Here is a 19888-nt window from a genome sequence, read left to right as displayed (position 1 = left end):
GTATTGAGGGCTCGAAAAGCGGTGTCCGTTGCACTTCGCAACGATTTGCCGGCAACGCCGATCCAGCCCAGGCTCAGCCCAGGCTCAGCCGAGCGTGGCCGCCAGGCGGCCCAGCGCCCGCACGCCCTTGTCCAGGCGCGGGCTCCAGCCGTAGCCGCCGCTCAGGCGCAGGCAGCGCTCGTAGCGGCCACTGGCCGAGAAGACCACGCCCGGCGCAAAGCAGATGCCCTGCTCCAGCGCCTGGACGAAGAGCCGGCGGGTGTCCACCGGTTTGGGCAGTTCCAGCCACAGCACGAAGCCACCGGCCGGCTGAGAGACCTTGGTGCCGGGCGGAAACGACTGGTCGATCGCCACCACCATGCGGTGCAAGGTGTCCTGGAACACCCGGCGCATGCGCCGCAGGTGGTGGTCGTAGCCGCCCGAGGCCAGAAAGCTTGCCAGCGCGAGCTGCGGCAGCACCGGGCCGCACAGCGTGGAGGCCACCTTGGCCTCGATCAGCCTGGGCATGAAGCGCTCGTCCGCCGCCACCCAACCCACGCGGTAGCCCGGCGCCAATGTCTTCGAGAACGAGCTGCAGTAGATCGTCTGGCCGCGCGGGACCAGCGCTGCGAACGGGCGTGGCCGCTCGGTGCCGAAGCCGATGTCGCCGTAGATGTCGTCCTCGATCAGCGGTACGCGGTGCTTGGCCAGCAGCGCCAGCACCTGCAGCTTCTTCGCCTCGCCCATCGTGCAGCCCAGCGGGTTGTGGAAGCTCGACGCCAACACGCAGGCGCTGACGGTGTGGACCCGGCAGGCGGCGTCCAGCGCCGCCAGATCGACCCCCGACTGCGCATCGGTGGGCAGCTCCAGCGCCTTCAGGCCCTGCGCCTGCAGCACCTGCAGCAGCCCGAAGTAGGTGGGCGACTCGACCGCCACCGTGTCGCCCGGCCGCGCCACCGCGCGCAACGCCAGCGACAGCGCCTCGGTGCAGCCGCAGGTGACGAGCAGGTCGTCAGGCCCCAGCGCGTGGCCCACCCGCAGGGCCCGGCGCGCGATCTCGCGCCGCAGCGACAGATCGCCGCGCGGCGGCGTGTAGATGTTGTGCTTCACGCCATGCACCCGCGCGGCGCGCGCCAGGCAACGATCGAGCCCGCCCGAGGCCAGCAGCTGCGGGCTCGGGATGGCGCAGCCCAGCGGCACCAGCTTGGGGTCGGACGCATGCTCCAGCAGCTTCAGCATCACCGCCGGCACCGCCACCTCGGTGGGCCGCGCCGGTGGCCGCGTCTTGGCCGGTGCGGCAATCGCATGCGGTGTCTGCGCAACGTAGAACCCCGACTGCGGCCGCGCCTCGATCAGGCCGCGGTCTTCGAGCAGGCGGTAGGCCTGCAGCGCGGTGGTCACGCTGGTGCGGCGCTGGCGGCTGATCTCGCGCAAAGACGGCACGCGCGTGCCCGGCGGCAGGGTGCCGCGCCGGATCAGGCCGGTGATGAACTCGGCCAGCGCCTCGTAACGAAAGGCCGCGGCATCGGTGGTGGGCATGGCGGCCAACTGTACTGCCCTCAATCACCGTGGACTGTGGCTGTTATCTAAGCCCCTGCCGGCGCACGATGGCGCATCTTCCACCCTTGCGAGCTACCAATGAATCGCTTTGCACCCAACGACATCATTCACCTGGTCGGCGACGCGCCGCGCTACGACCTGGCCGAGAGCCTGGGCCCGAACCTTCGGCTGTCGGACCTGCTGGACGCCGATGCGCTGCAGGCGCTGGCCGGCTTGTCGCTCGGCTACGGCACCGCCGAGGGCGACGCCGGCCTGCGGGCGCAGATCGCGCAGGCGCATGGGGTGCGGGCCGACGACGTGGTGGTCACCGCGGGCGGCATGCAGGCGCTGTTCCTGATCGCCTTCACGCTGTGCGGCCCGAGCACCGAGGCGGTGGCGGCAACGCCGCTGTTCCCGCTCGCCCACAACGCATTGCAGGCCGTGGGCGCCACCGTGCGGCCGTGGCCGCTGGCGTTCGAAGCCGGTTACCAGCCCGACCTGGACGCACTGCGCGCCCTGCTCTCACCGCAGACCCGGCTGGTGAGCCTGGCCTCGCCGCAGAACCCGTCGGGCGTGGCGATCCCACTGGCCACGCTGCGCGAGATCGTGGCGCTGACGGCCGAGCATGCGCCGCAGGCGTTCGTGCTGGTCGATGAAACCTACCGCGACGCGGCGTATGGCCACCAGGCCGCCGCCACCACCGCGCTGGAGCTCGGGCCGCGCGTGGTCAGCACCGCTTCGCTGTCCAAATGCCATGGCGCGCCGGGCCTGCGCATCGGCTGGGCCATCAGCCGCGATGCCGAGCTTCGCAAGCAACTGGTCACCGCCAAGTTCAACACCACCATCGCCTGCGGTCAGATCGACGAGGCGCTGGCACTGCGCCTGCTGCGCCGCGGCGACGAAGGCCTGGCCGCGCGCCGGGCCGAACTGGCCGAGAACCTGGCGCTGACCGCACGCTGGGTCGAGCACGAATCGGCGCAGGTCGACTGGGTGCGACCGGATGCCGGGGCGTTGTGCTGCGTGCGGCTCAAGCCCGCGGTGTTCGACGCCGCGGCGGTCGAGCGCTTCCATGCGGCGCTGCCGGCCCACGGCGTGCGCGTGGGCGACGGCCGCTGGTTCGGCGAGTCGGCGCGCGTGTTCCGGCTCGGCTTCGGGCTGTTGCCACCGGCCGAGCTGGCGGCAGCGCTGCAGGCGCTGTCGGCCGCGCTGCGCCAGGCCCGTCAGGTCACGGCTTGATCTGCGCGCGGACCTCGCCGTCCTTGTTGGCGGCCGAGTGCACGTTCACGTACAGCTCGCCGGCCTGGTAGGCCTTCAGTTGCTCGGGCGTCAGCTTCGAGCCGGCCGGCACGGACCAGGTGTTGTCGCCCGACTTGGTCAGCGGCAACACCACCGGGCCGCTCTTGCCGGCCGCGGCGTGGTGGATGTGGGCCGCCGTGCCGGTCATGCCGGTGGTCGTGACGCTGCCGGTCACGGCCCCATCGGTCGCCACATTGATGCTGCCGGTGCCGCTGGCGCTGGTCTTCACCGGCGGCGCCTCCTGGTCGCCGCTGAGCTTCAGGTCGGCGCTGAAGGCGGGGGTCGATGCCAGGCAGGCGGCCATCAGCAGGCCGGTCCACACGGAAACTTGACGAGTGGTCATGGAAATGCCCTTTCGCTTGGGGGGATGGAACCACCCCCAGGGCATTCGGCGTGCCTGCGTCTGGGCCCCTTGCCCGCGCTGCGGCAGGCAAGAATTTCAACCTAACCGGCCATTCGGCGGCGTCACGCCTCGGCGGTGGCCGGTGTGTCGAGCTGGGCCCGCAGCAGTTCGGTCGCACCGGCGGCCGGGCCAGGCTTCGAGTGCAGGAAGCCCTGGATCACGTCGCACGACCAGCCGCGCAGCAGCGCTTCTTGCTCGACCGTCTCGACCCCTTCGGCGGTGACTGACAGGCCCAGCGAATGCGCCAGCTCGATCACCGTGCGGACGATGGTGTTGTCGTGGGCCGCCGCGCCCAGCTGGTTGACGAACGAGCGATCGACCTTCAGCCGGTTGAGCGGGAACCGGCGCAGGTACGACAAGCTCGCGTAGCCGGTGCCGAAATCGTCGATCGCCAGTTGCAGCCCCATCTCGCGCAGCGCATGCAGCTGGGCGATGCTGGCCTCGGCGTCGTTCATCACGCTGCCCTCGGTGATCTCGAGCTCGATCTGCGCCGGGTTCACGCCGGTGTCGCGCAGCGTGTCGCGCACGGTGGCCAAGAAGTCGGGGTGGTTGAACTGGCGCGGTGAGATGTTGACCGCCACCTTCGGCACGCCCAGCCCGGCGTCGGCCCAGGCCTTGGCCTGCGTGCAGGCCTGGCGCAGCACCCAGGCGCCGATGCGCACGATCAGGCCCGATTCTTCGGCCAGCGGGATGAACTGCGCCGGCGAGATCATCTTGCCGCCGTCGCGCCAGCGCAGCAGCGCCTCGAAGCCGCAGAAGCGGTCGCTGCGCACATCGCGCAGGCCTTGGTAGAACAGCTCGAAATCGCCATGCTCGATCGCCTTGAGCATGCGCGTTTCCATGTGCAGCTTGTCGCGCTGGCTCTCGCCGATGCGGGTGTCGTAGACCACGTGGGTGTTGCCCGGGTCGGCATGCGTCTGCAGCTTGGCCAGCTCGGCGAGGCGGGCCACCTCGTGCGGCGTGCTGGCGTCTTTCGGGTACTGCGCCGCGCCCAGGCCGATCGAGACGATCAGGTCCTGGTTGCCGATCTCGAACGGCGCGTCCATCACGTTCGCCAGGGCCTCGAGCAGCTCTTGCAGGCACAGCTCACGGTCGTCCATCGTCACGATCGCACCGAAGGTCACGCCGTCGACCCGGTACAGGCGGCCGCCATGGCGCGACACCACCTGGTTCAGGCGGGTGGCGATCTGGCACAGCAGCAGGTCACCCAGCTGGTGGCCGACGCTGCCGACGATCAGGCCGAACTGCTTGACCGACAGGCTGACGCAGCAGTAACGCTCGTTGACCAGCGCCTCGGTGTGGGCCTCCATCGCGCGGCGGTTGAACAAACCGGTCACCGCATCGTGCGTGCTGGCGTATTCGAGCGACTGGTTGTTCTCGGCCAGCCGGCGGTTCGAGTCGCGAGCCCGCAGGTACAGGCGCCACGCGATCACGCCGCCGGCGCCCATCGCCGCGGCGAGCAGCAGGCTCAGCGTGCGCTCGATCGCGCGGCGGCTGATCTCGGCCGCCTGCAACGCGTTGTCGTGCTGCAGCTGCTCCATCTGCCGCTGGCGCTGCTGAAAGCTCGATTCACGCTGCAGCGCGATCACCGTGCTCAGCCGGTCGCGGCGCGACAGCTCGGTCTCCAACAGCAGCGCTTCGCGCAGCCGCAGCCAGCTCTCGCTGGTCTCGCCGCGCCGCTCAAGCGCGGTGACATAACGGTTCAGCTGCACCAACAGCTCGGCATCACGCCCGCGGCTTTCCAGCATCGCCAGGCCGGCGCCTGCGGCCTTCATGCCGGCCTGCACGCGGCCCACGCCGAGATCGGCCAGGCCCATGTTGATCAGCGCGTGGCCAAGCGAGTAGTCATCGTGCCGCAGCTGCGCCTGGTCGTGCGCGCGTTGCGCCAGGTCGCGCGCGGCGCCGAAGTTGCCGACGCTCAGGTGCAGGCCCGACAGGCCCAGCAAGGCATCGATCTCGGTGCTCAGCCAACCCTCGCCGCCTGCCTGCGAGTTGACGACCTGGCTGGCCGGCGCCGCCGGGCGCGGCACCGACTCGGCCGCGCGGCGGGCGCGCGCGCTGCGCGCGGCGTCGCCCAGCGCCTCGGCCGTCAACGCCTCCATCACCCAGCCGGCGGCGATCAGCGACGGATCGCTGCCGTGCGCCGCCAGTTCGCGAACCCGGGCAGACAGCTCCAGCGCACGCGCCACCTCGCCTCGCACGATGCGCAGCGGCACCAGCGCCAGCAGCGATTGAGCCTCGCGGCGCGGGTTGTGGCCGGCGTGCGCGGCTTCGACCGCGTCATCGAACAAACGGATGCTCTCGTCGACCTGGCCGTTCGATTGGGCCAGGTCACCCGCGGTCTGGAAGACCCAGTAACGCAGGTCGGTACTGGACGACGCCTTCGCCAGCGGCACCGCACTCTCGATCCAGCCGAAGGCGGCGCGCACCTGGCCGGCCACCTGCAGCGAGGTGGCCTTCAGCGCGTAGGCCGAGGCCAGTGTCGCGGCGTCGCCGCTGCGCTCGCCGATGTCGGTCAATTCTTCGATCGCCGCGTCGGCCACCGCGGGCTTGTCGGTGGCGGCGTGGGCGTAGCCCCAGGCGGCCAGGAAGATGCGCAGGTCCTCGCCCTGGCTCGCGCGCGCCTGCGCCTCCAGCGGGCGCAGCAGCTCGATCACCTGCGGCGGGTTGCCGCCATGCTCGGCCTCGATCGCGAACACCTTGTCGCCGATGGGCCCGGCCTGGGCTCCCCCCGCCGCCCCGCAACAAACTACTGCAGCCAGGAGCCGCCATGCCGCACGCGCCATCTGCGAAGGCGCGGCAAACCTGACGGGCATGAGTGATGCAAGTCGTTGGATGTCCACGACGGGTTATCGACGCCTCACCCCGACGCTGTAGCAATCGCACACGGCAACACTTCACGCTGCGGGCGGCCCGCTTGGGGAGAATGCGGCGTTTCGAACCACCGCAACGCCCGCCCCATGGAACTGGACCGCTTCGACCTCGCGATCCTCGACGCGCTGCAGCGCGACTGCCGCGTGGCCGCCGAGAGCCTGGGCCAGGCGCTGGGCCTGTCGGCCACGGCGGTGCAACGCCGCATCCGCCGCCTGAAAGCGGAAGGCGCGATCGAGGCCGAGGTCGCGCTGCTCGCCCCGGGCGTGATGGCCGCGCAGGTCACGGTCATCGTCGAGCTGGCCTTCAAGCAAGGGCTGACCGCGGCGATCGATGCCTTCAAGCGCCAGGCGCTGGCCCAGCCCGAGATCCAGCAGTGCTTCTACGTGGCCGGCGAGTACGACTTCGTGCTGGTGGTCGTGTCGACCAGCATGGCCGACTACGAGCGCTTCACCCGGCGCGTGTTCTTTCCCAACGACAACATCGCGCGCTTTCGCTCGACGGTGGTGATGGACGCGGTCAAGCGGGGCTGGCAGCTGCCGTTGGGGCCGCTGGGGCCGCCGGGGTCGCCACCGGCTTGAACGGCTCGTGGCCGTGCGGCGCCAGCTGCACGCCGGGGCCGTGGAACAGGCGCTTGTGGTCGCGGCAGACGGGGATGCACAGCCACTGCGCCTCGAGCTCGATCAACGCCGCCGTGAAGGCCGCCGTGCGCGCGCTGGCCCACGGCAGGTGCCGGGCCGCCGCCACCTGGGCCTCGAAGCGCAGCCGGTGCTGGTTGGCCACCGCGCCGGGGGCCTGTCTCTCGTAGATGCCGACAAACTCCTCGGCATCGTCCAGGTCTTGTGCCCAGCCGCGCGCCACCACATCGAAGCAGCCCTGGGCGACCAGCCCGTAGACCTGCGCCGGCTCGGCCACCTCGATCACACGGTGCGGCAGGTCGTGCCGCACCAGCGTGCCGGCCAGCGCGGTGAGGATCTCGCTCAGCGGGCCGCGGCCGGGGCAATAGACGATGCGCAGGGCCTGGCCCGCCAGCTCGCCGCGCCAGCGCCGGGCAAACTCGGCCGGGTCGAGCGCCGGCCTTGGCCGTGCCCGATACGCCGGCGTGCTCAAGTCGTCGGGCAGCAGAAACGGCTCGAACGCATCACCGAACAGGCCGCTGGCCAGGCCCTGCACCATCTGGCCAAAGTCGCGCCGCAGCTCGGTGCTGTGCAAGGCACCGGCGGCGTTGACCATCAGCGCGCCAACCCAGCGGTCTCTCAGCGGCGTGGAGGTGAATCGGTCGGCGAACAGCGGCTGGTGCGTGCGCTCGACCGACACCACGTCGACCGCCTGCGCAGCCAGCGCCTCGGCCAATGCCTGCGGCGTGTCGTGGCCCACCAGGCGCAGCTCACGCGGTGCCACGCGCGGCCCGCGGTAGGCCGCATGCTCGACGAAGTGCAGCGACGCGCCCGCCTGCATCGGCATCAACGGGCCCGAGCCCACCAGCCGACCGACCGCGCCCTCGCGCAACACCCCGAGCATCGGATGTGCCAGCAGCTCGGGCAGCGGCACATACGGCGCCGCGAGGCGGATGCACAGGCAGCGCTGCGCCTCGTCGACCTCGAACGATTCGGCGATCTCGCCGTCGTGCGCCGTGCCACCGCGCCGCAGCAGGCCACGCAGCATCGGCGCGAACAGCGATGTCGACCCCGGCCACACATGCCGCGACAGGCTCCAGGCCATGTCGCGCACCCGCACTGGCGTGCCGTCATGAAAACGCGCCTCGCGCAGCCAGAAGCGGTGGTCGCAGCCATCGGCCGACGGTTCCCAGCGTTCGGCCAGGTCGGGCACCGGCGGGTCGCCGCGGCGGTCGATGTGCAGCAGCGGCTGGTACAGCGGCGCGATGACGGGAAGGGTGCAGACGGCAGTGTCGGCCGGGTCGAGGCTCAAATGCTCGGCCAGCAGGCCAATGGTCAAGGGCATGGCGACTTCACGAGGTGGCGGTGCCCCAGTGTCGCCACGCCCCACCGCCGCCGGGCGGCCATTTGCAGGCGCCCAGCGCCGCCTGGCGGCAGCGCCGCGTACGCGAGGCAGGGCGGCCCGGCTGCCGATTCGCGCAGTGGTGTGGCGTCAAACGGCGCGGCGTCAAGCGACCAGATGCCGCAAGGCCTGGGCCTTGGACCGGCTGACCGGCAGCATGGTGCCATCGTGCAATTCGGCGGCCAATGCGCTGCCGTCCTGCCGCTTGAAGGCCTTGACCTGGTCGAGGTTGACGATGTGCGCGCGGTGGATGCGCACGAAGCGCTGCGGGTCCAGCCGCGCTTCGAGCTTGTTCAGCGACAGGTGCAGCAGCTGCATGCCGCCGGCCGCGTGCACCGCCACGTAGTCGCCGATCGCCTCGAAGCGCGACACGCCGGCCACCGCCACGGGCACGATGCTGCGGCCGTTGCGCACGAACAGGCGGCTGATCGGGCCCGGGCTCATCGCCTCGCCGAAGCGCTCAAGCGCCGCTGGCGCCGGCTCGCCCAGCGCGGCGCGCACACGCTCCAGCGCAGCGGCCAGCCGCTCGGCCCCGAAGGGCTTGAGCAGGTAGTCGAGCGCGCCCAGCTCGAAGGCGGTGACGGCGTGTTCGGCGAAGGCGGTGGTGAACACCACCACCGGCCGGTGCTGCAGCCGCGCCATCACGTCGGTGCCCAGCAGGCCGGGCAGCTGGATGTCGAGAAAGACCAGGTCGGGCCGCTGGCTGTCGATCGCCGCCAGCGCAGCCGGTCCGTTGGCGGCCTCGCCGATGCATTGGATCCACGGCGCATCGGCCAGCAGGTGGCGCAAGCCGGCGCGGGCGATCGGCTCGTCGTCGACGATCAACGCCGAGATCTTCGCCGAGACGAGGGCGGCGTCATTCATCGCCGCCCTCCTCGGCCGCGGCACGGCGCAGCGGCAGCTTCAACGTCGCGCCAAAACCCTGCCCCGGTGCGCCGCGCAGCACCAGGCCGGCGCTGCCGCCGTACAGCCAGGCCAGGCGCTCGCGCAGGCGGCGCAGGCCGGTGCCGGCACTCCCCTCCACCGCGGCCAGATCGGCCCCCACGCCGTCATCGTCGACCTCGACCAGCAGGTGGCCGCCGTGCAGCCGGGCGCCGATGCGCAGCGTGGTCGGCTCGATCGCCGGCGCGGCGCCATGGCGCACCGCGTTCTCGACCAGCGTCTGCAATGCGAACGACGGCAGCTGCGCATCGAGCAGCGCCGGGTCGATCTCGCTGCGCACCACCAGCCGCTCACCGAAGCGGATCGCTTCGATCTCCAGGTAGCGCTGCACGAAGCCCCATTCGTCGTGCAGCGTCACCCACTCCTTGTGTTCGCCGATCGCGCTGCGCAGCACACCGGCCAGCAGCTCGGCCGCATGCACCGCGCCACGCGGGTCGAGCGGGATCAACTGCACCACCGTGTGCAGCGCGTTGAACAAGAAGTGCGGGTGCAGCTGCGAGCGCAGCGCGGCCAGTTGGCTGCCCGCGGCCAGGGCCTGGAGTTGCGCCGAGCGTTCGGCCTCGCGGCTCGCGTAGGCCACGGCCGCCACCATGCAGTAGAGCCACATGCCGACGACGAGATAGGGCCCAAGGCCCGGCCCGATGGGGATCGCGATGGTGCCGCGCAGCAGGCTTTCGACCACCGCATTGAGGCCGAACCAGCTGATCGCATAGACCAGCCCGCCCAGCAGGTGCACGGCGATGAAGCCGAGGCGAAACGGGTGCGGCCACGGCAGCCGCGCCGTCAACCGGTGCACCACCATGCCCAGCGTCGCGGCAATCGCCATCAGGCGCAATGCATACGGCGCCGCCTCGTCCACCGGTGCCTGGTGGGCCGACATCATCAGCACCGTGAACAGCGCCCACATCGGCAACCAGCCAATGGCCAGCTGCGTCCAGACCCAGGCGCGTGGCATCACCCCTCCATTGCGACAACGAAGCGGCGATTGTCGCGTGCGGGGTTCAGCGCGGCGCCTTCGTCGCCACCCGCTTGGCGACGATCACCAGCGCGCCCTCGTCCCAGCTCGCGCCGTTGTCGGTCGAGCGGTCTTGCCGCATCTTGAAGCCGTCGGCGCTGATGTCGACGAAATGCGTGCGCGTCAGCATCGGCTTGCCGTCGGCGCTGGTGCCGCTGCCGTCCACGCGCATCTCGCCGCCCTGCCACTGGCCGGTGGCGCTGGAGAAGCGCACGCGGTAGACGTCCAGGTGGCTGATCAACCAGCGCTGGGCCTTGGCGTCGTAGATGCGCTGGGCATGCGCCAACACCGCGGGGTTGCCCGAGCCGTCGACCACACGCAGCTCGTCGTCGATGCCCTGGCCGTCGAACGCGCGCCAGGCCTTCCAGCTGCCGGTGAGCTTGGGTTGGCCATGGATCAGCTTGGCCAGGCTGTTGACCTTGGGTTGCAGCTCCACCTCCCACTGGCCGACGAGGAAGTCGAACTGCGCGGCTTCGCGCGCCGGCGCCGCGGCGGTCGGTTGGGCATGGGCCAGCGGGACTGCCGCGAGCGCAATGACAAGGGCCAGGGTCTTCATGGAATGGAGCGGGGGTTGGATCGACATGGCGCCAGCATGCCGCTGCGCCGCAGCATTCGACACCGGCTTTCGCCGAACGGGCGAACGGGGCCGGTGAGTGGCACACGCCGATGAGGGCCTGCCGCCTAAAGTCTCCTCACCCGATGGAGACACCAGATTGAACGACCACCCCACCGCCACGATCCGCTTGCAGCAGGCCAGCAAGACCTACCCCAGCCTGGGCGAACCCTTCACCGCGCTGCACCCACTGACGCTGGCGATCACCAAGGGCGAGTTCGTCGCCGTGGTCGGCGCATCGGGCAGCGGCAAGTCGACGCTGCTGAACCTGCTGGCCGGCATCGACCGGCCGAGCGCCGGTGAGGTCTGGGTCGGCGGCCAGGCGCTGCACCGCCTGAACGAGGCGCAGCTGTCGGCCTGGCGCGGCCGCGGTGTCGGCATCGTGTTCCAGTTCTTCCAGCTGCTGCCGGGGCTGACGGCGGCCGAAAACGTGATGCTGCCGATGGACTTCTGCCGCCAGTGGCCGGCCGCCGAGCGGCGCGACCGCGCGCTGGCGCTGCTGGCCCGGCTGGGTGTGGCCGACCAGGCCGACAAGTTCCCGGCCGCGCTGTCGGGTGGCCAGCAGCAGCGCGTGGCCGTGGCCCGCGCACTGGCCAATTCACCGGCCGTGCTGCTCGCCGACGAGCCGACCGGCAACCTCGATTCGCACAACGCCTCGGCGCTGCTCGACATCTTCGCCGCGCTGGTGCGCGACGAGGGCCTGACGGTGGTGATGGTCACCCATGAGCGCGCGGCGCTGCGCCAGGCCACGCGCCGCATCACCCTGCTCGACGGCCGGGTCATCGCCGACGAGCCACAAGCTGGGCCGCACGCCGAACCGCGCCCCCACCACCACGAGGCACTGGCCCATGCTTGACACCCGTTGGCGCAAGGCCCTGCGCGATCTGGGCCAGCACAAGGCGCGCTCGCTGCTGGTGGCCGTGGCGATGGCGTTGGCGCTCACCGGCGCCGGCACGGTGCTGAACGCTTGGGCGCTGGTCGGGCGCACCACCGAGCAGGGCTTCATCGCCAGCCTGCCGGTGTCGGCCACGCTCGAGATCGACGGCGCCATCGACCCGGCCGCGGCGGCCGAGGTGCGCGCGCTGCCCGCCATCGGCGCCGTGCGCCTGCGCCGCATGCTGACGCTGGGCGTGCAGGCCAATGGCGCCTGGCAGACGGCCGAGCTGATCGCGTTCGACGACTTCGCCGCCCCGGGCATCGGCCTGCTGCACCCCGAGGGCCCCTGGCCGCCGCGCGACGGCGAGTGGGCCATCGAGCGCTCGTCGCTCGACTTCTCCGGCGCCACCGTCGGCGACGCCGCCACGCTGCGCACGCGCCGGGGCGAAGCCCTGGCCCTGCCGCTGCGCGGCGTCGTGCGCGACGTGAGCCAGGCCCCGGGCTGGATGGAGCACCTGGTCTACGGCTTTGCCACCAGCACCACCTTGCAACGCCTGGGCGCGCCGGCGGGCTTCGGCGAGCTTCAGCTTCGGGTGCGCGACCCGCACGCCGACCGCGCGACCGTGCGGCGCATCGCCGCCGAAGCCGCCGCGGTGCTGGAGCGGCGCGGCCTGCGCGTCACCAGCGTCGAGGTGCCGGTGCCGGGTGAGCATGTGCACGCCGCGCAGATGAACTCGGTGCTGCTGACCCAGGGCGCGTTCGGGCTGCTGGCGCTGCTGGTCTGCGCGTTCCTGGTCGTCAACCTGATCCAGGCGGCGCTGGCCGGCCAGGCGCGCGAGATCGGCGTGATGAAGACGCTGGGCGCCGGCCCGTGGCCGATCGCGCGGCTGTACCTGGCGCAGAGCGGGCTGCTCGGGCTGCTGGCCGCGTTGCCCGCCTTGCCGGCGGCCTGGTTCATCGGCCGGCGCTACGCGGGCTTTCGGGCCGAGATGCTGAACTTTCCGCTCGACGACCCTGCGCTGCCCTGGTGGGCGTTGGCGCTGCAGCTGGCGGTGGGCCTGGCGCTGCCGGTGGCCGCCGCGGCGTGGCCGGTGTGGCGGGCCTGCCGCGTGCCGGTGGGCGAGGCCTTGCGTGACATCGGCATCGTCGCGCCCGGCCGCGCGCTGGCCAGCCGGCGCCGGGTCGCGCTCGGTGGCTTGCCGCGGCCTTTGCTGCTGGCGCTGGGCAACGCCTTTCGCCGCCGCCAGCGCATGCTGCTGACGCTGCTGGCGCTGGCCGCCGGCGGCTCGGTGTTTCTGGGCGCGGCCAACCTGCGCGGCGCGGTGCAAGCCTCGGTCGGCCTGCTGTTCGAAGGCCAGCACTTCGACGCGTCGCTGCGGCTGATCGACGCCCAACCAGCCGCCGCGCTGGAGGCCGCCGCCCGCGCGGTCGACGGCGTGGCCCATGCCGAGGCCTGGCGCGGCCGCCGCGCCACGCTGGCCGACAACGGCGACGATCTGTCGCTGGTCGGCCTGCCCGACGACGGCGTGGCCTTGCGCCCGCGCCTGGTCGAGGGCCGCTGGCTGCGCGCCGACGACACGGCCGACAGCGTGGTGCTGAGCCGTGCGCTGCTGCGCCAGCAACCGCAACTGGCGCTCGGCAAGCGGGTGGTGCTGCGCAGCGATGGCGTGGCCCGGCCGTGGACGATCGTCGGCATCGTCGACGCCGGCCCGCAGCCGGTGGCCTACACGCGCCGCGCGCGGCTCGAGGCCCTGGCCGGCGACACGCTGGCCAGCACCGTGGTCGTCACGCTCGAAGGCAGCGGCAGCGACGCGGTGCAGCTCGACGCGATCGCGCGCCTGCGCAGCGCGCTGGCCGAGGCCGGCATGCCGGTGGCGAGCAGCCAGCGCGTCGACGAAGGCCGCCGGTCGTACGAAGACCACCTGTTGATGGTGGTCGACTTCCTCGGCTCGATGTCGTGGCTGATGATCGCCGTCGGCGCGATCAGCCTGGCCTCGACGATGGGGCTGGCGGTGCTGGAGCGCCGGCGCGAGCTGGGCGTGATGCACGCCATCGGCGCCCGCCACGGCACGACGATGGGCATGCTGCAGGCCGAGGGGCTGGTCATCACGCTGCTGGCCTGGGTGGCGGCGCTGCCCTTGTCGGTGCCGATGAGCGTGGTGCTGGCCGAGGCGTTCGGCCGCGTGATGTTCCCGCTGCCCACGCCCTGGTGGCCCGACCCGGCGGCGGCGCTGCGCTGGCTGGCCGTGATGGTGCCGGTGTCGCTGCTGGCCTGCGCCTGGCCCGCCTGGCGCGCCGCGCGGGCGCCGGTGGCGACTTCGCTGGCATACGACGGTTGAGCCTGGCGAGACGGCGCGTTGTGGGGACGCCGTGGTGATCGACAAACGCGCCGTTCAGGTGGACCATGTGCTGATCTCGCGCCGAGCGCCGTGGCTCGCCGAGCTCACCCGACGATCGAAACGGTCCTGCCCGTGAACGAGCCCTGTGCCGCCGTCCTGCGCCCTGCCCGCCTGGCCGACACGCTCGCCATGGCCGAGATGTCGCGCGACCTGATCGAGGCCGGGCTCGGCTGGCGCTACACGCCGGCGCGCATGGCCACGCTGATCCGCGATGCCGAGACCACGGCGGTCGTCGCCTGCGACGGGCCGCGCCTGTTCGGTTTTGCCGCGATGCACTTCGGCGACGAGCGGGCGCATCTGCTGCTGTTGTGCGTGCAGCCGGCGCAGCAGCGGCGTGGCATCGGCCGTTGCCTGGCCGAGTGGCTGCTCGATTCGGCGCGCGTGGCCGGCATCATCACCATCACGCTCGAGCTGCGGGCCGACAACGCGCCCGCGCTGGCCTTCTACCGGCAGCTGGGTTTCGCCGAGACCCAGCTCGTGCCCGGCTACTACAACGGCCGCGTCGCCGCGCGGCGCATGCAGATGGCGCTGGGGCCGCCGGGCGGGCGCGGCGATCAGCGGCCCTGAGCGCCCGGCTTGCCGTAGCCGCTCTCGACCCAGGCCGCGGCGCTGGTGGCGTTGAGCTTGAAGCCCGCCGACACGCGCACTTCGGCCAGCGGCTCGCCCAATGCGTCGTGCGCGGCCAGCACGGCGTAGGGCTCGAACTCGTCGGGCACGATGTCCAGCGTCACCGTGACGCGCTCGTCGCCGATGTCGACGCTGACATTCTTGTGCAGCATCGCGTGCAGCTGCTGCTCATGGCGGCGGATCACCTCTGACGCGGTCTTGACCAGCGTGTTGAAGGCTGCGGTGTCGAGCGGCTTCGGGTTCTTCTTGTCGCGCCCCATCGTCCACGGCCCGACCAGCGCCGGCTCGGCCTCGCCGTCCTTGGTCATCGCCACGGCCCAGCCGTCATCGTCTTCGTTCTTGATGACCTTGGCCGTCCAGCCGTTGTCGCGCCACAGGCGCGGCTCTTGAATGGTGTCGGGCAGTTCGCCCTCGCCGGGCAGGTCATCGGCTGGGTGGTCGGCATCGAGTGTCATGGCCGGCATGGTAGCGGGCCCCCAAGGCGCTCGACCCCCGGGGGCCGCCGCGGCAAGCCGCGGCGGCCACGGGCATGGCGTTTGCCCGACAGGCCAGCCACTCTCGGCCAGGCCAGCACCATGGGCGCCACCATGAACTCCTCCTCTTCTTCTCCTCAAACTCCGCCGGCACCGCCGCGACCGGCGGCGCCGCCCCAACCAACGTCCGAGACCTACACGCCCGACCGGCCCTCGTACACCCCGCCGTCGAGCGACGAGCTGGGGCCGGTGGAGAGCGAAGACGACATTCCGCGCGAGGACAACGACACGCCGCGTGAGTGAGACTCGGCGGTCGTTGCCGTCACCGGGTCAGCGCTCGACGAGCTTGAACGACTGCGCGGCCGTGCCGTTGCAGTCCCAGAGCTGCATCTGCGCGCCGTTGCTCTTCGAGGCGCCGGGCACGTCCAGGCACTTGCCGCTGGCGCGGCCGACGAACTTGTAGGCGCCGCCGCCTACAGGGACAGCCTGCCATTGCTGGTTCTGGCCGCCACCGTAGGTCCACAGCTGGACGCGCGAGCCGTTGCCCGTGCCCCAGTCGGCCACGTCCCAGGCCAGGGCCTGCGCCTGCTGCACATGCACCTCGTAGTAGCCGTCGCCGGTGGGCCTGAACTGCCAGCGCTGGTTCGCCTGGCCGCCGGTGTTGCAGGCCCATTGCTGCAGCTTCGCGCCGTTCTGGCTGCTGAATTCGGCATCGTCGACGCAGCTGCCGCTGTTGACGTTGACCACGTTGTACCAACGGTTCGGGTCGATGTCGGGCGGCGGAGGCGGCGTGCCCTTGTTGAAGTCGACCTCGAAGTGGTTGCTGCGGCCGCCGTAGCCGTTCTGCCAGGCTTCGAAGCCGGCTTCGACGTCGATCAGGTACCACGCGTCGGACAGCAGCCCGCGGTTTCTCGAATCGTCGAAGAAGGGCTTCAGGTCGAAGTCGACATCGTTGCGCGTGCCGGTGGCCACGTACGACACGATGTGCCACTTGTCGTTGAAGCCGGCGCTGCCCTTGGGCGCGGTCCAGACGTCCCAGTTCATGCCGTTGATGTTGACGTTGCCGGTCATCTGGCCCGCCGGCCTGACGCTGCCCGAATGGTTGATCCAGACCATGATCTCGGTGCCGTCGGGCTGGCCCGGCGGGTTGGGCGACTGGGCGAACCAGATGTCGTACGAGATGTTCCACTGCCCCGGCCCCGGCGGTGTCACGCTCCAGCGCGTCGGTGCGCTGGTGACGGTGTTCAGCGCCAGCGGCAGGCCGCTGTTCTTGCTGCAGCCACCCCAGTGGCAGCCCTTGTAGATCGACGGGTAGCCGCCCGGTGCGCCGTTGGTCGGCACCGAGTTGTTGCCGGTCACCGTGAAGGCGCCGCTGCCGGCGTCCACGTTGATGCATTGCGAGCCACCCGGGCCCGGGTTGTAGAAGTTGTTCTGAACGATGTAGGTGCCGTTCAACGCCGGCAGCGAGCCGAACTGGTCGCAGGTGGTCTGCGCGAACGCGACACCGTGGCCCAACAGCAGCGCCAGCATGGCGAGCCTGGGCCGGGATGTTTTCATCATCTCGACGTCTCCTCTGGGGTGGTGGAATGGCCGCGCCCGAACGAGCGCGGCCGGGCTCTGGCCGAGGCCTCGTAGCCCCGGCCTCAGGCGCTCAATGCGCGATCAGCTTGAACGACTGCGCCGCCGTGCCGTTGCAGTCGTAGATCTGCAGCTGCACGCCGTTGTCCTTCGACGCGGCCGGCACGTCCAGGCACTTGCCGCTGCCCTTGCCGACGAACTTCCACGCGCCGTTGCCCAGGCTTTCGGCCTTCCATTGCTGGTGACCGGTGCCGCCGTAGGTCCACAGCTGGATCGGCGTGCCGTTGGTGGTGCCCTGGTTGGTCGTGCTCCACGCCAGCGTCTTCAGCTGCTGGACGAGGACCTTGTAGTAGCCACCGCCGGTCGGCTTGAACTTCCAGAGCTGGTTCTTCGCCGGCGCGGTGCCGTTGCAGTCCCACTGCTGGACCTTGGCGCCGTTCTTGACGCCGAACTCGGCATCGTCGACGCACTTGCTGCTGTTCACGTTCACCACCTCGTACCACTTCTTCGGGTCGATCTTGTCCGGCGGCGTACCGCCCGTCTTGACCGTCACGTCGAACTGGTTGACCTTGACGGGGTAGCCGTTCTGCCAGGGCTCGGTGCCGGCTTCCACGTCGATCAGGTACCAGTTGTCTTCGAGCAGGCCGCGGTTGTGCGAGTCTCTGAAGAACGGCAGCAGGTCAAAGTCGACCGCGTTGCGCGGGCTCTTGGCCACGTACGACACGATGTGCCACTTGTCGTTGAAGCCGGCAGTGCCCTTGGGCGCGGTCCAGACCTCGAAGTCCATGCCGTTGATCGTGGCGTCGCCGGTGCGCTGGCCGGCCGGCGAGACCACGCCCGAATGGTTGATCCAGACCATCACCTCGGTGCCGTCCGGCTGGCCGTCGATCGTCGGGGTCTGGGCGAACCAGACGTCGTACGAGATGTTCCATTGGCCGGGGCCGGCCGGGGTCACGTCGAACTTGCTCTGCACCGACGACAGGTCGCTGACCTTCTGCGGCATGCCGCTGTCTTTCGAGCAGCCGCCCCAGTGGCAGCCCTTGTAGATCGACGGGTAGCCGCCCGGTGCCGCGTTGGTGGGCACCGAGTTGTTGCCGGTGACGGTGAACGCACCGGTGCCGACGTCGACGTCGATGCACTGCGTGCCGCCCGGCGCCGGGTTGTAGAAATTGTTCTGGACCAGGAAGGTGCCGTTCACGGCAGGAACCGACCCAAATTGCTCGCAGGTCTGCGCGGCGAAAGCCGGCCCCTGGCCGACAAGCAGCGCCAGCGCGGCGAGCTTGAACCCGGCTTGTTTCATCATCTCAATGTCTCCTCTAAGTGGTATGGTGGCCGCGCTATGACAACGCTGTCAAGAATCGGACCGCCTGCAGCTTAGGCGTCGCGGCCGACGCTGCGCCCCGCCGGAATTGCGGCGAAACCCGGCCGGGATTGACGAGAATTGCCTTGTGCGCCGCGCGTCAAAACGACCCGTCACACGCTCAACATTTCGTCACAAGGACACCCCCGATGGGCCGGCCCCCGATACCGAGCCAGCAGTACGGTTACCGGCTCAACCTGGTGCTGGATTTCATCGACAGCCACCTCGACGGCGACCTCAGCCTCGAGGCCCTGGCGGCGCAGGCGCACTTCTCGCGCCACCACTTTCTGCGGGTCTTTCAGGACTGGTACGGCGAAGCGCCGATGGCCTATGTGCGCCGCCGGCGGCTGGAGGCTGGCGCCACGCTGCTGCGTTATTCGGACGACCATGTCGCCGACATCGCGCTGCGCTGCGGCTTCGACACGGCCGACGGCTTCGGCCGCGCGTTCCGCCAGTACTTCGGTGCCACGCCCACGCGCTGGCGGCAAGAGGTGCGGGCCGCCGCGGCCAACCCGCCCGCCGTCGCCGGCTGGCCGGCGCTGCGGCCCTGGCCGGTGCGCATCGAGCAGATGCCCGACGTGCGGGTGGCCTACACCCGCCGCGTGGGCGCCTACGGCGAAGCCAGCGCCGCCCAGTGGCACCAGCTGGCCGACTGGATGCAGCGCCAGGGCCTGGGTGCGCTCACGCGCTACGGCATCGGCCTGGACGACCCGGGCCAGACCCCGACGGCCAAGTGCCGCTACGACGTCTGCGTGGCCCTGCCCGACAGCTTCGAGCCACCGCCCCGCACACCGATCAAGACCCTGCCCGGCGGGCCGCACGCGGTGCTGTCTTATGCCGGGCCGCCGCAGGGCAGCGGCGCGGCGTGGGTCTGGCTGCTGCTGGACTGGCTGCCGCGCTCGGGCCACCAGTTGGCACCGCGCGCCGCCTTCGAGCGTTACCCCGCCGCGCTGCCCGACCCCGGCGCGCAGGCGCAAGACTGCGAGCTCTGCGTGCCGCTGATGGTGGCCGGCGGGCTGTGAGCGACGCGCGCCGAATAAGACCTCTGCTACCGCTACGACGTAAGCAGCAGCCATTCCATCCTGAACGACCTCACCGCCGCGGAGATATCAATCGTGCCAAATCGGCCAGCAGGTCTAGCCCGCCGGCTGAAGAATGGCTTGAAGTCGGGGAATTAGTACGTCTGAGTCGTCCATCGACATCGCTGCTTCATAGATCGCATCATCTAAAGCGCCCGCTCCATTGGATATCGCCATCAATATTGCGGATGCCACCCGCGCCTCGGAAAAAAGCATCAAAGCACGACTCCTGGCTTCCTCACTCTGTTGTTCATTTAGGAGAAAATATTCCTCATCTTTTTCTTCGGAAAATTTCTGCAATTTCCGAATTAACTCATCGCGACCTTCTGTTTTTCCGCGGAGGAAATCCAGTCCGATATTGATTATCTCTTCTCTTCTCGGAAGTTTGTCAGCTACGTACTGACAGGCTCCTAGCACTGCATCATGCTTGGCAGCATCGTCGGCGTGGCGGAACGCAGAATCCAACTGAGGAGACAAGGTATGAAGGCGAGAGAGCATATCAATGGTCCTTGAGGAGCGACAGGAAAAACGTCTGCACCAAATATATTGCCCGCACAACCGGCGCAGATGTCTCGTGGCCCCTACGCCTCCGAGCGTCAGTCCGTACACGTCAGAACCAATTGCCTCTTGAATCGGCCCGCCGAAGTACTCTCGATCTTCCCTGCGACTAGAAGCCGCCGACTTGTCCTTACGCTGACGCGACGCGACAGCTCATACGAGACATCCACTGCGGCGTCGTTTGTACCGCCACTTGGTGAACCCGCTAAGGATGGTCTGCACAAAACAGGTCGCGATGTGCAGGTGCACCGAAGAACGCGG

At 70.3% G+C, this 19888-nt stretch carries 18 protein-coding genes; 7 read left to right on the top strand and 11 right to left on the bottom strand.

Annotation, left to right across the window (positions count from 1 at the left end; genetic code table 11):
* Positions 1 to 84: 84 nt before the first annotated feature.
* A complete protein-coding gene (locus ACE3SG_RS09655) occupies positions 85 to 1518 on the bottom strand; it encodes a PLP-dependent aminotransferase family protein (RefSeq protein WP_374564525.1) in 1434 nt (477 codons plus the stop codon).
* Between the two features lie 99 nt (positions 1519 to 1617).
* Between ACE3SG_RS09655 and ACE3SG_RS09650 the strand changes: the two genes are divergently transcribed.
* On the top strand, positions 1618 to 2754 hold the full coding sequence (locus ACE3SG_RS09650; protein WP_374564523.1) for a pyridoxal phosphate-dependent aminotransferase: 1137 nt from the start codon (positions 1618 to 1620) through the stop codon (positions 2752 to 2754).
* On the opposite strand, the gene ACE3SG_RS09645 is transcribed toward ACE3SG_RS09650, so the two are convergent.
* Both ACE3SG_RS09645 and ACE3SG_RS09640 read right to left on the bottom strand, forming a co-directional pair.
* Positions 2744 to 3157: a CHRD domain-containing protein gene (locus ACE3SG_RS09645; protein WP_374564521.1), complete on the bottom strand. Its 414-nt coding sequence runs from the start codon at positions 3155 to 3157 to the stop codon at positions 2744 to 2746. The genes ACE3SG_RS09650 and ACE3SG_RS09645 overlap by 11 nt on opposite strands.
* Before the next feature lie 122 nt (positions 3158 to 3279).
* Positions 3280 to 5916 carry a putative bifunctional diguanylate cyclase/phosphodiesterase gene (locus ACE3SG_RS09640; RefSeq protein ID WP_374564519.1) on the bottom strand — a complete coding sequence of 879 codons (2637 nt, stop codon included), beginning with the start codon at positions 5914 to 5916 and terminating at the stop codon, positions 3280 to 3282.
* 261 nt (positions 5917 to 6177) lie between these two features.
* On the opposite strand from ACE3SG_RS09640, the gene ACE3SG_RS09635 reads away from it, so the two are divergent.
* A complete protein-coding gene (locus tag ACE3SG_RS09635; protein ID WP_374564517.1) occupies positions 6178 to 6669 on the top strand; it encodes an Lrp/AsnC family transcriptional regulator in 492 nt (163 codons plus the stop codon).
* Here ACE3SG_RS09635 and ACE3SG_RS09630 read toward each other — a convergent pair.
* The 4 genes from ACE3SG_RS09630 to ACE3SG_RS09615 form a co-directional block, all read right to left on the bottom strand.
* Entirely contained in the window at positions 6608 to 8050 is a 1443-nt protein-coding gene (locus tag ACE3SG_RS09630) for an ABC transporter substrate-binding protein (protein WP_374564515.1), read from the bottom strand. The genes ACE3SG_RS09635 and ACE3SG_RS09630 overlap by 62 nt on opposite strands.
* Positions 8051 to 8212: 162 nt before the next feature.
* Entirely contained in the window at positions 8213 to 8971 is a 759-nt protein-coding gene (locus tag ACE3SG_RS09625; protein ID WP_374564513.1) for a LytR/AlgR family response regulator transcription factor, read from the bottom strand.
* Positions 8964 to 10004, bottom strand: coding sequence for a sensor histidine kinase (locus ACE3SG_RS09620; RefSeq protein WP_374564511.1), 1041 nt, complete (start codon positions 10002 to 10004; stop codon positions 8964 to 8966). The genes ACE3SG_RS09625 and ACE3SG_RS09620 overlap by 8 nt, the downstream gene beginning before the upstream one ends.
* Positions 10005 to 10050: 46 nt before the next feature.
* Positions 10051 to 10620, bottom strand: coding sequence for a hypothetical protein (locus tag ACE3SG_RS09615; RefSeq protein ID WP_374564509.1), 570 nt, complete (start codon positions 10618 to 10620; stop codon positions 10051 to 10053).
* 157 nt (positions 10621 to 10777) lie between these two features.
* Here ACE3SG_RS09615 and ACE3SG_RS09610 point away from each other — a divergent pair, with 157 nt between their 5' ends.
* The 3 genes from ACE3SG_RS09610 to ACE3SG_RS09600 all read left to right on the top strand — a co-directional run bounded on the left by ACE3SG_RS09610 (position 10778) and on the right by ACE3SG_RS09600 (position 14519).
* Positions 10778 to 11533, top strand: coding sequence for an ABC transporter ATP-binding protein (locus ACE3SG_RS09610; protein WP_374564507.1), 756 nt, complete (start codon positions 10778 to 10780; stop codon positions 11531 to 11533).
* Positions 11526 to 13892, top strand: coding sequence for an ABC transporter permease (locus ACE3SG_RS09605; protein ID WP_374564505.1), 2367 nt, complete (start codon positions 11526 to 11528; stop codon positions 13890 to 13892). Before ACE3SG_RS09610 ends, ACE3SG_RS09605 begins: the two co-directional genes overlap by 8 nt.
* A gap of 132 nt (positions 13893 to 14024) precedes the next feature.
* Positions 14025 to 14519 carry a GNAT family N-acetyltransferase gene (locus ACE3SG_RS09600; protein ID WP_374564503.1) on the top strand — a complete coding sequence of 165 codons (495 nt, stop codon included), beginning with the start codon at positions 14025 to 14027 and terminating at the stop codon, positions 14517 to 14519.
* Here ACE3SG_RS09600 and ACE3SG_RS09595 read toward each other — a convergent pair.
* Positions 14507 to 15034, bottom strand: a complete 528-nt coding sequence (locus ACE3SG_RS09595) for a hypothetical protein (RefSeq protein WP_374564501.1) — start codon at positions 15032 to 15034, stop codon at positions 14507 to 14509. The two genes, ACE3SG_RS09600 and ACE3SG_RS09595, sit on opposite strands and share 13 nt — an antisense overlap.
* Positions 15035 to 15166: 132 nt before the next feature.
* Between ACE3SG_RS09595 and ACE3SG_RS09590 the strand changes: the two genes are divergently transcribed.
* Positions 15167 to 15355: a hypothetical protein gene (locus ACE3SG_RS09590; RefSeq protein WP_374564499.1), complete on the top strand. Its 189-nt coding sequence runs from the start codon at positions 15167 to 15169 to the stop codon at positions 15353 to 15355.
* A 27-nt stretch (positions 15356 to 15382) separates the two neighbouring features.
* Here ACE3SG_RS09590 and ACE3SG_RS09585 read toward each other — a convergent pair whose 3' ends face one another.
* Both ACE3SG_RS09585 and ACE3SG_RS09580 read right to left on the bottom strand, forming a co-directional pair.
* Entirely contained in the window at positions 15383 to 16612 is a 1230-nt protein-coding gene (locus ACE3SG_RS09585; RefSeq protein WP_374564497.1) for an RICIN domain-containing protein, read from the bottom strand.
* A 91-nt stretch (positions 16613 to 16703) separates the two neighbouring features.
* Positions 16704 to 17933, bottom strand: coding sequence for an RICIN domain-containing protein (locus ACE3SG_RS09580; protein WP_374564495.1), 1230 nt, complete (start codon positions 17931 to 17933; stop codon positions 16704 to 16706).
* A 206-nt stretch (positions 17934 to 18139) separates the two neighbouring features.
* On the opposite strand from ACE3SG_RS09580, the gene ACE3SG_RS09575 reads away from it, so the two are divergent.
* Positions 18140 to 19012, top strand: coding sequence for a GyrI-like domain-containing protein (locus ACE3SG_RS09575; protein WP_374564493.1), 873 nt, complete (start codon positions 18140 to 18142; stop codon positions 19010 to 19012).
* 114 nt (positions 19013 to 19126) lie between these two features.
* Here the strand turns inward: ACE3SG_RS09575 and ACE3SG_RS09570 are convergent, their stop codons facing one another.
* Positions 19127 to 19567, bottom strand: coding sequence for a hypothetical protein (locus tag ACE3SG_RS09570; RefSeq protein ID WP_374564491.1), 441 nt, complete (start codon positions 19565 to 19567; stop codon positions 19127 to 19129).
* Positions 19568 to 19888: the final 321 nt, after the last annotated feature.

It is taken from the genome of Ideonella sp. (assembly GCF_041914305.1).
In the GTDB taxonomy this organism is placed as follows: Bacteria; Pseudomonadota; Gammaproteobacteria; order Burkholderiales; family Burkholderiaceae_C; genus Ideonella.
The sequence above is the reverse complement of the archived record's forward strand: the minus strand, read 5'-3'. Positions and strand labels throughout refer to the sequence as shown.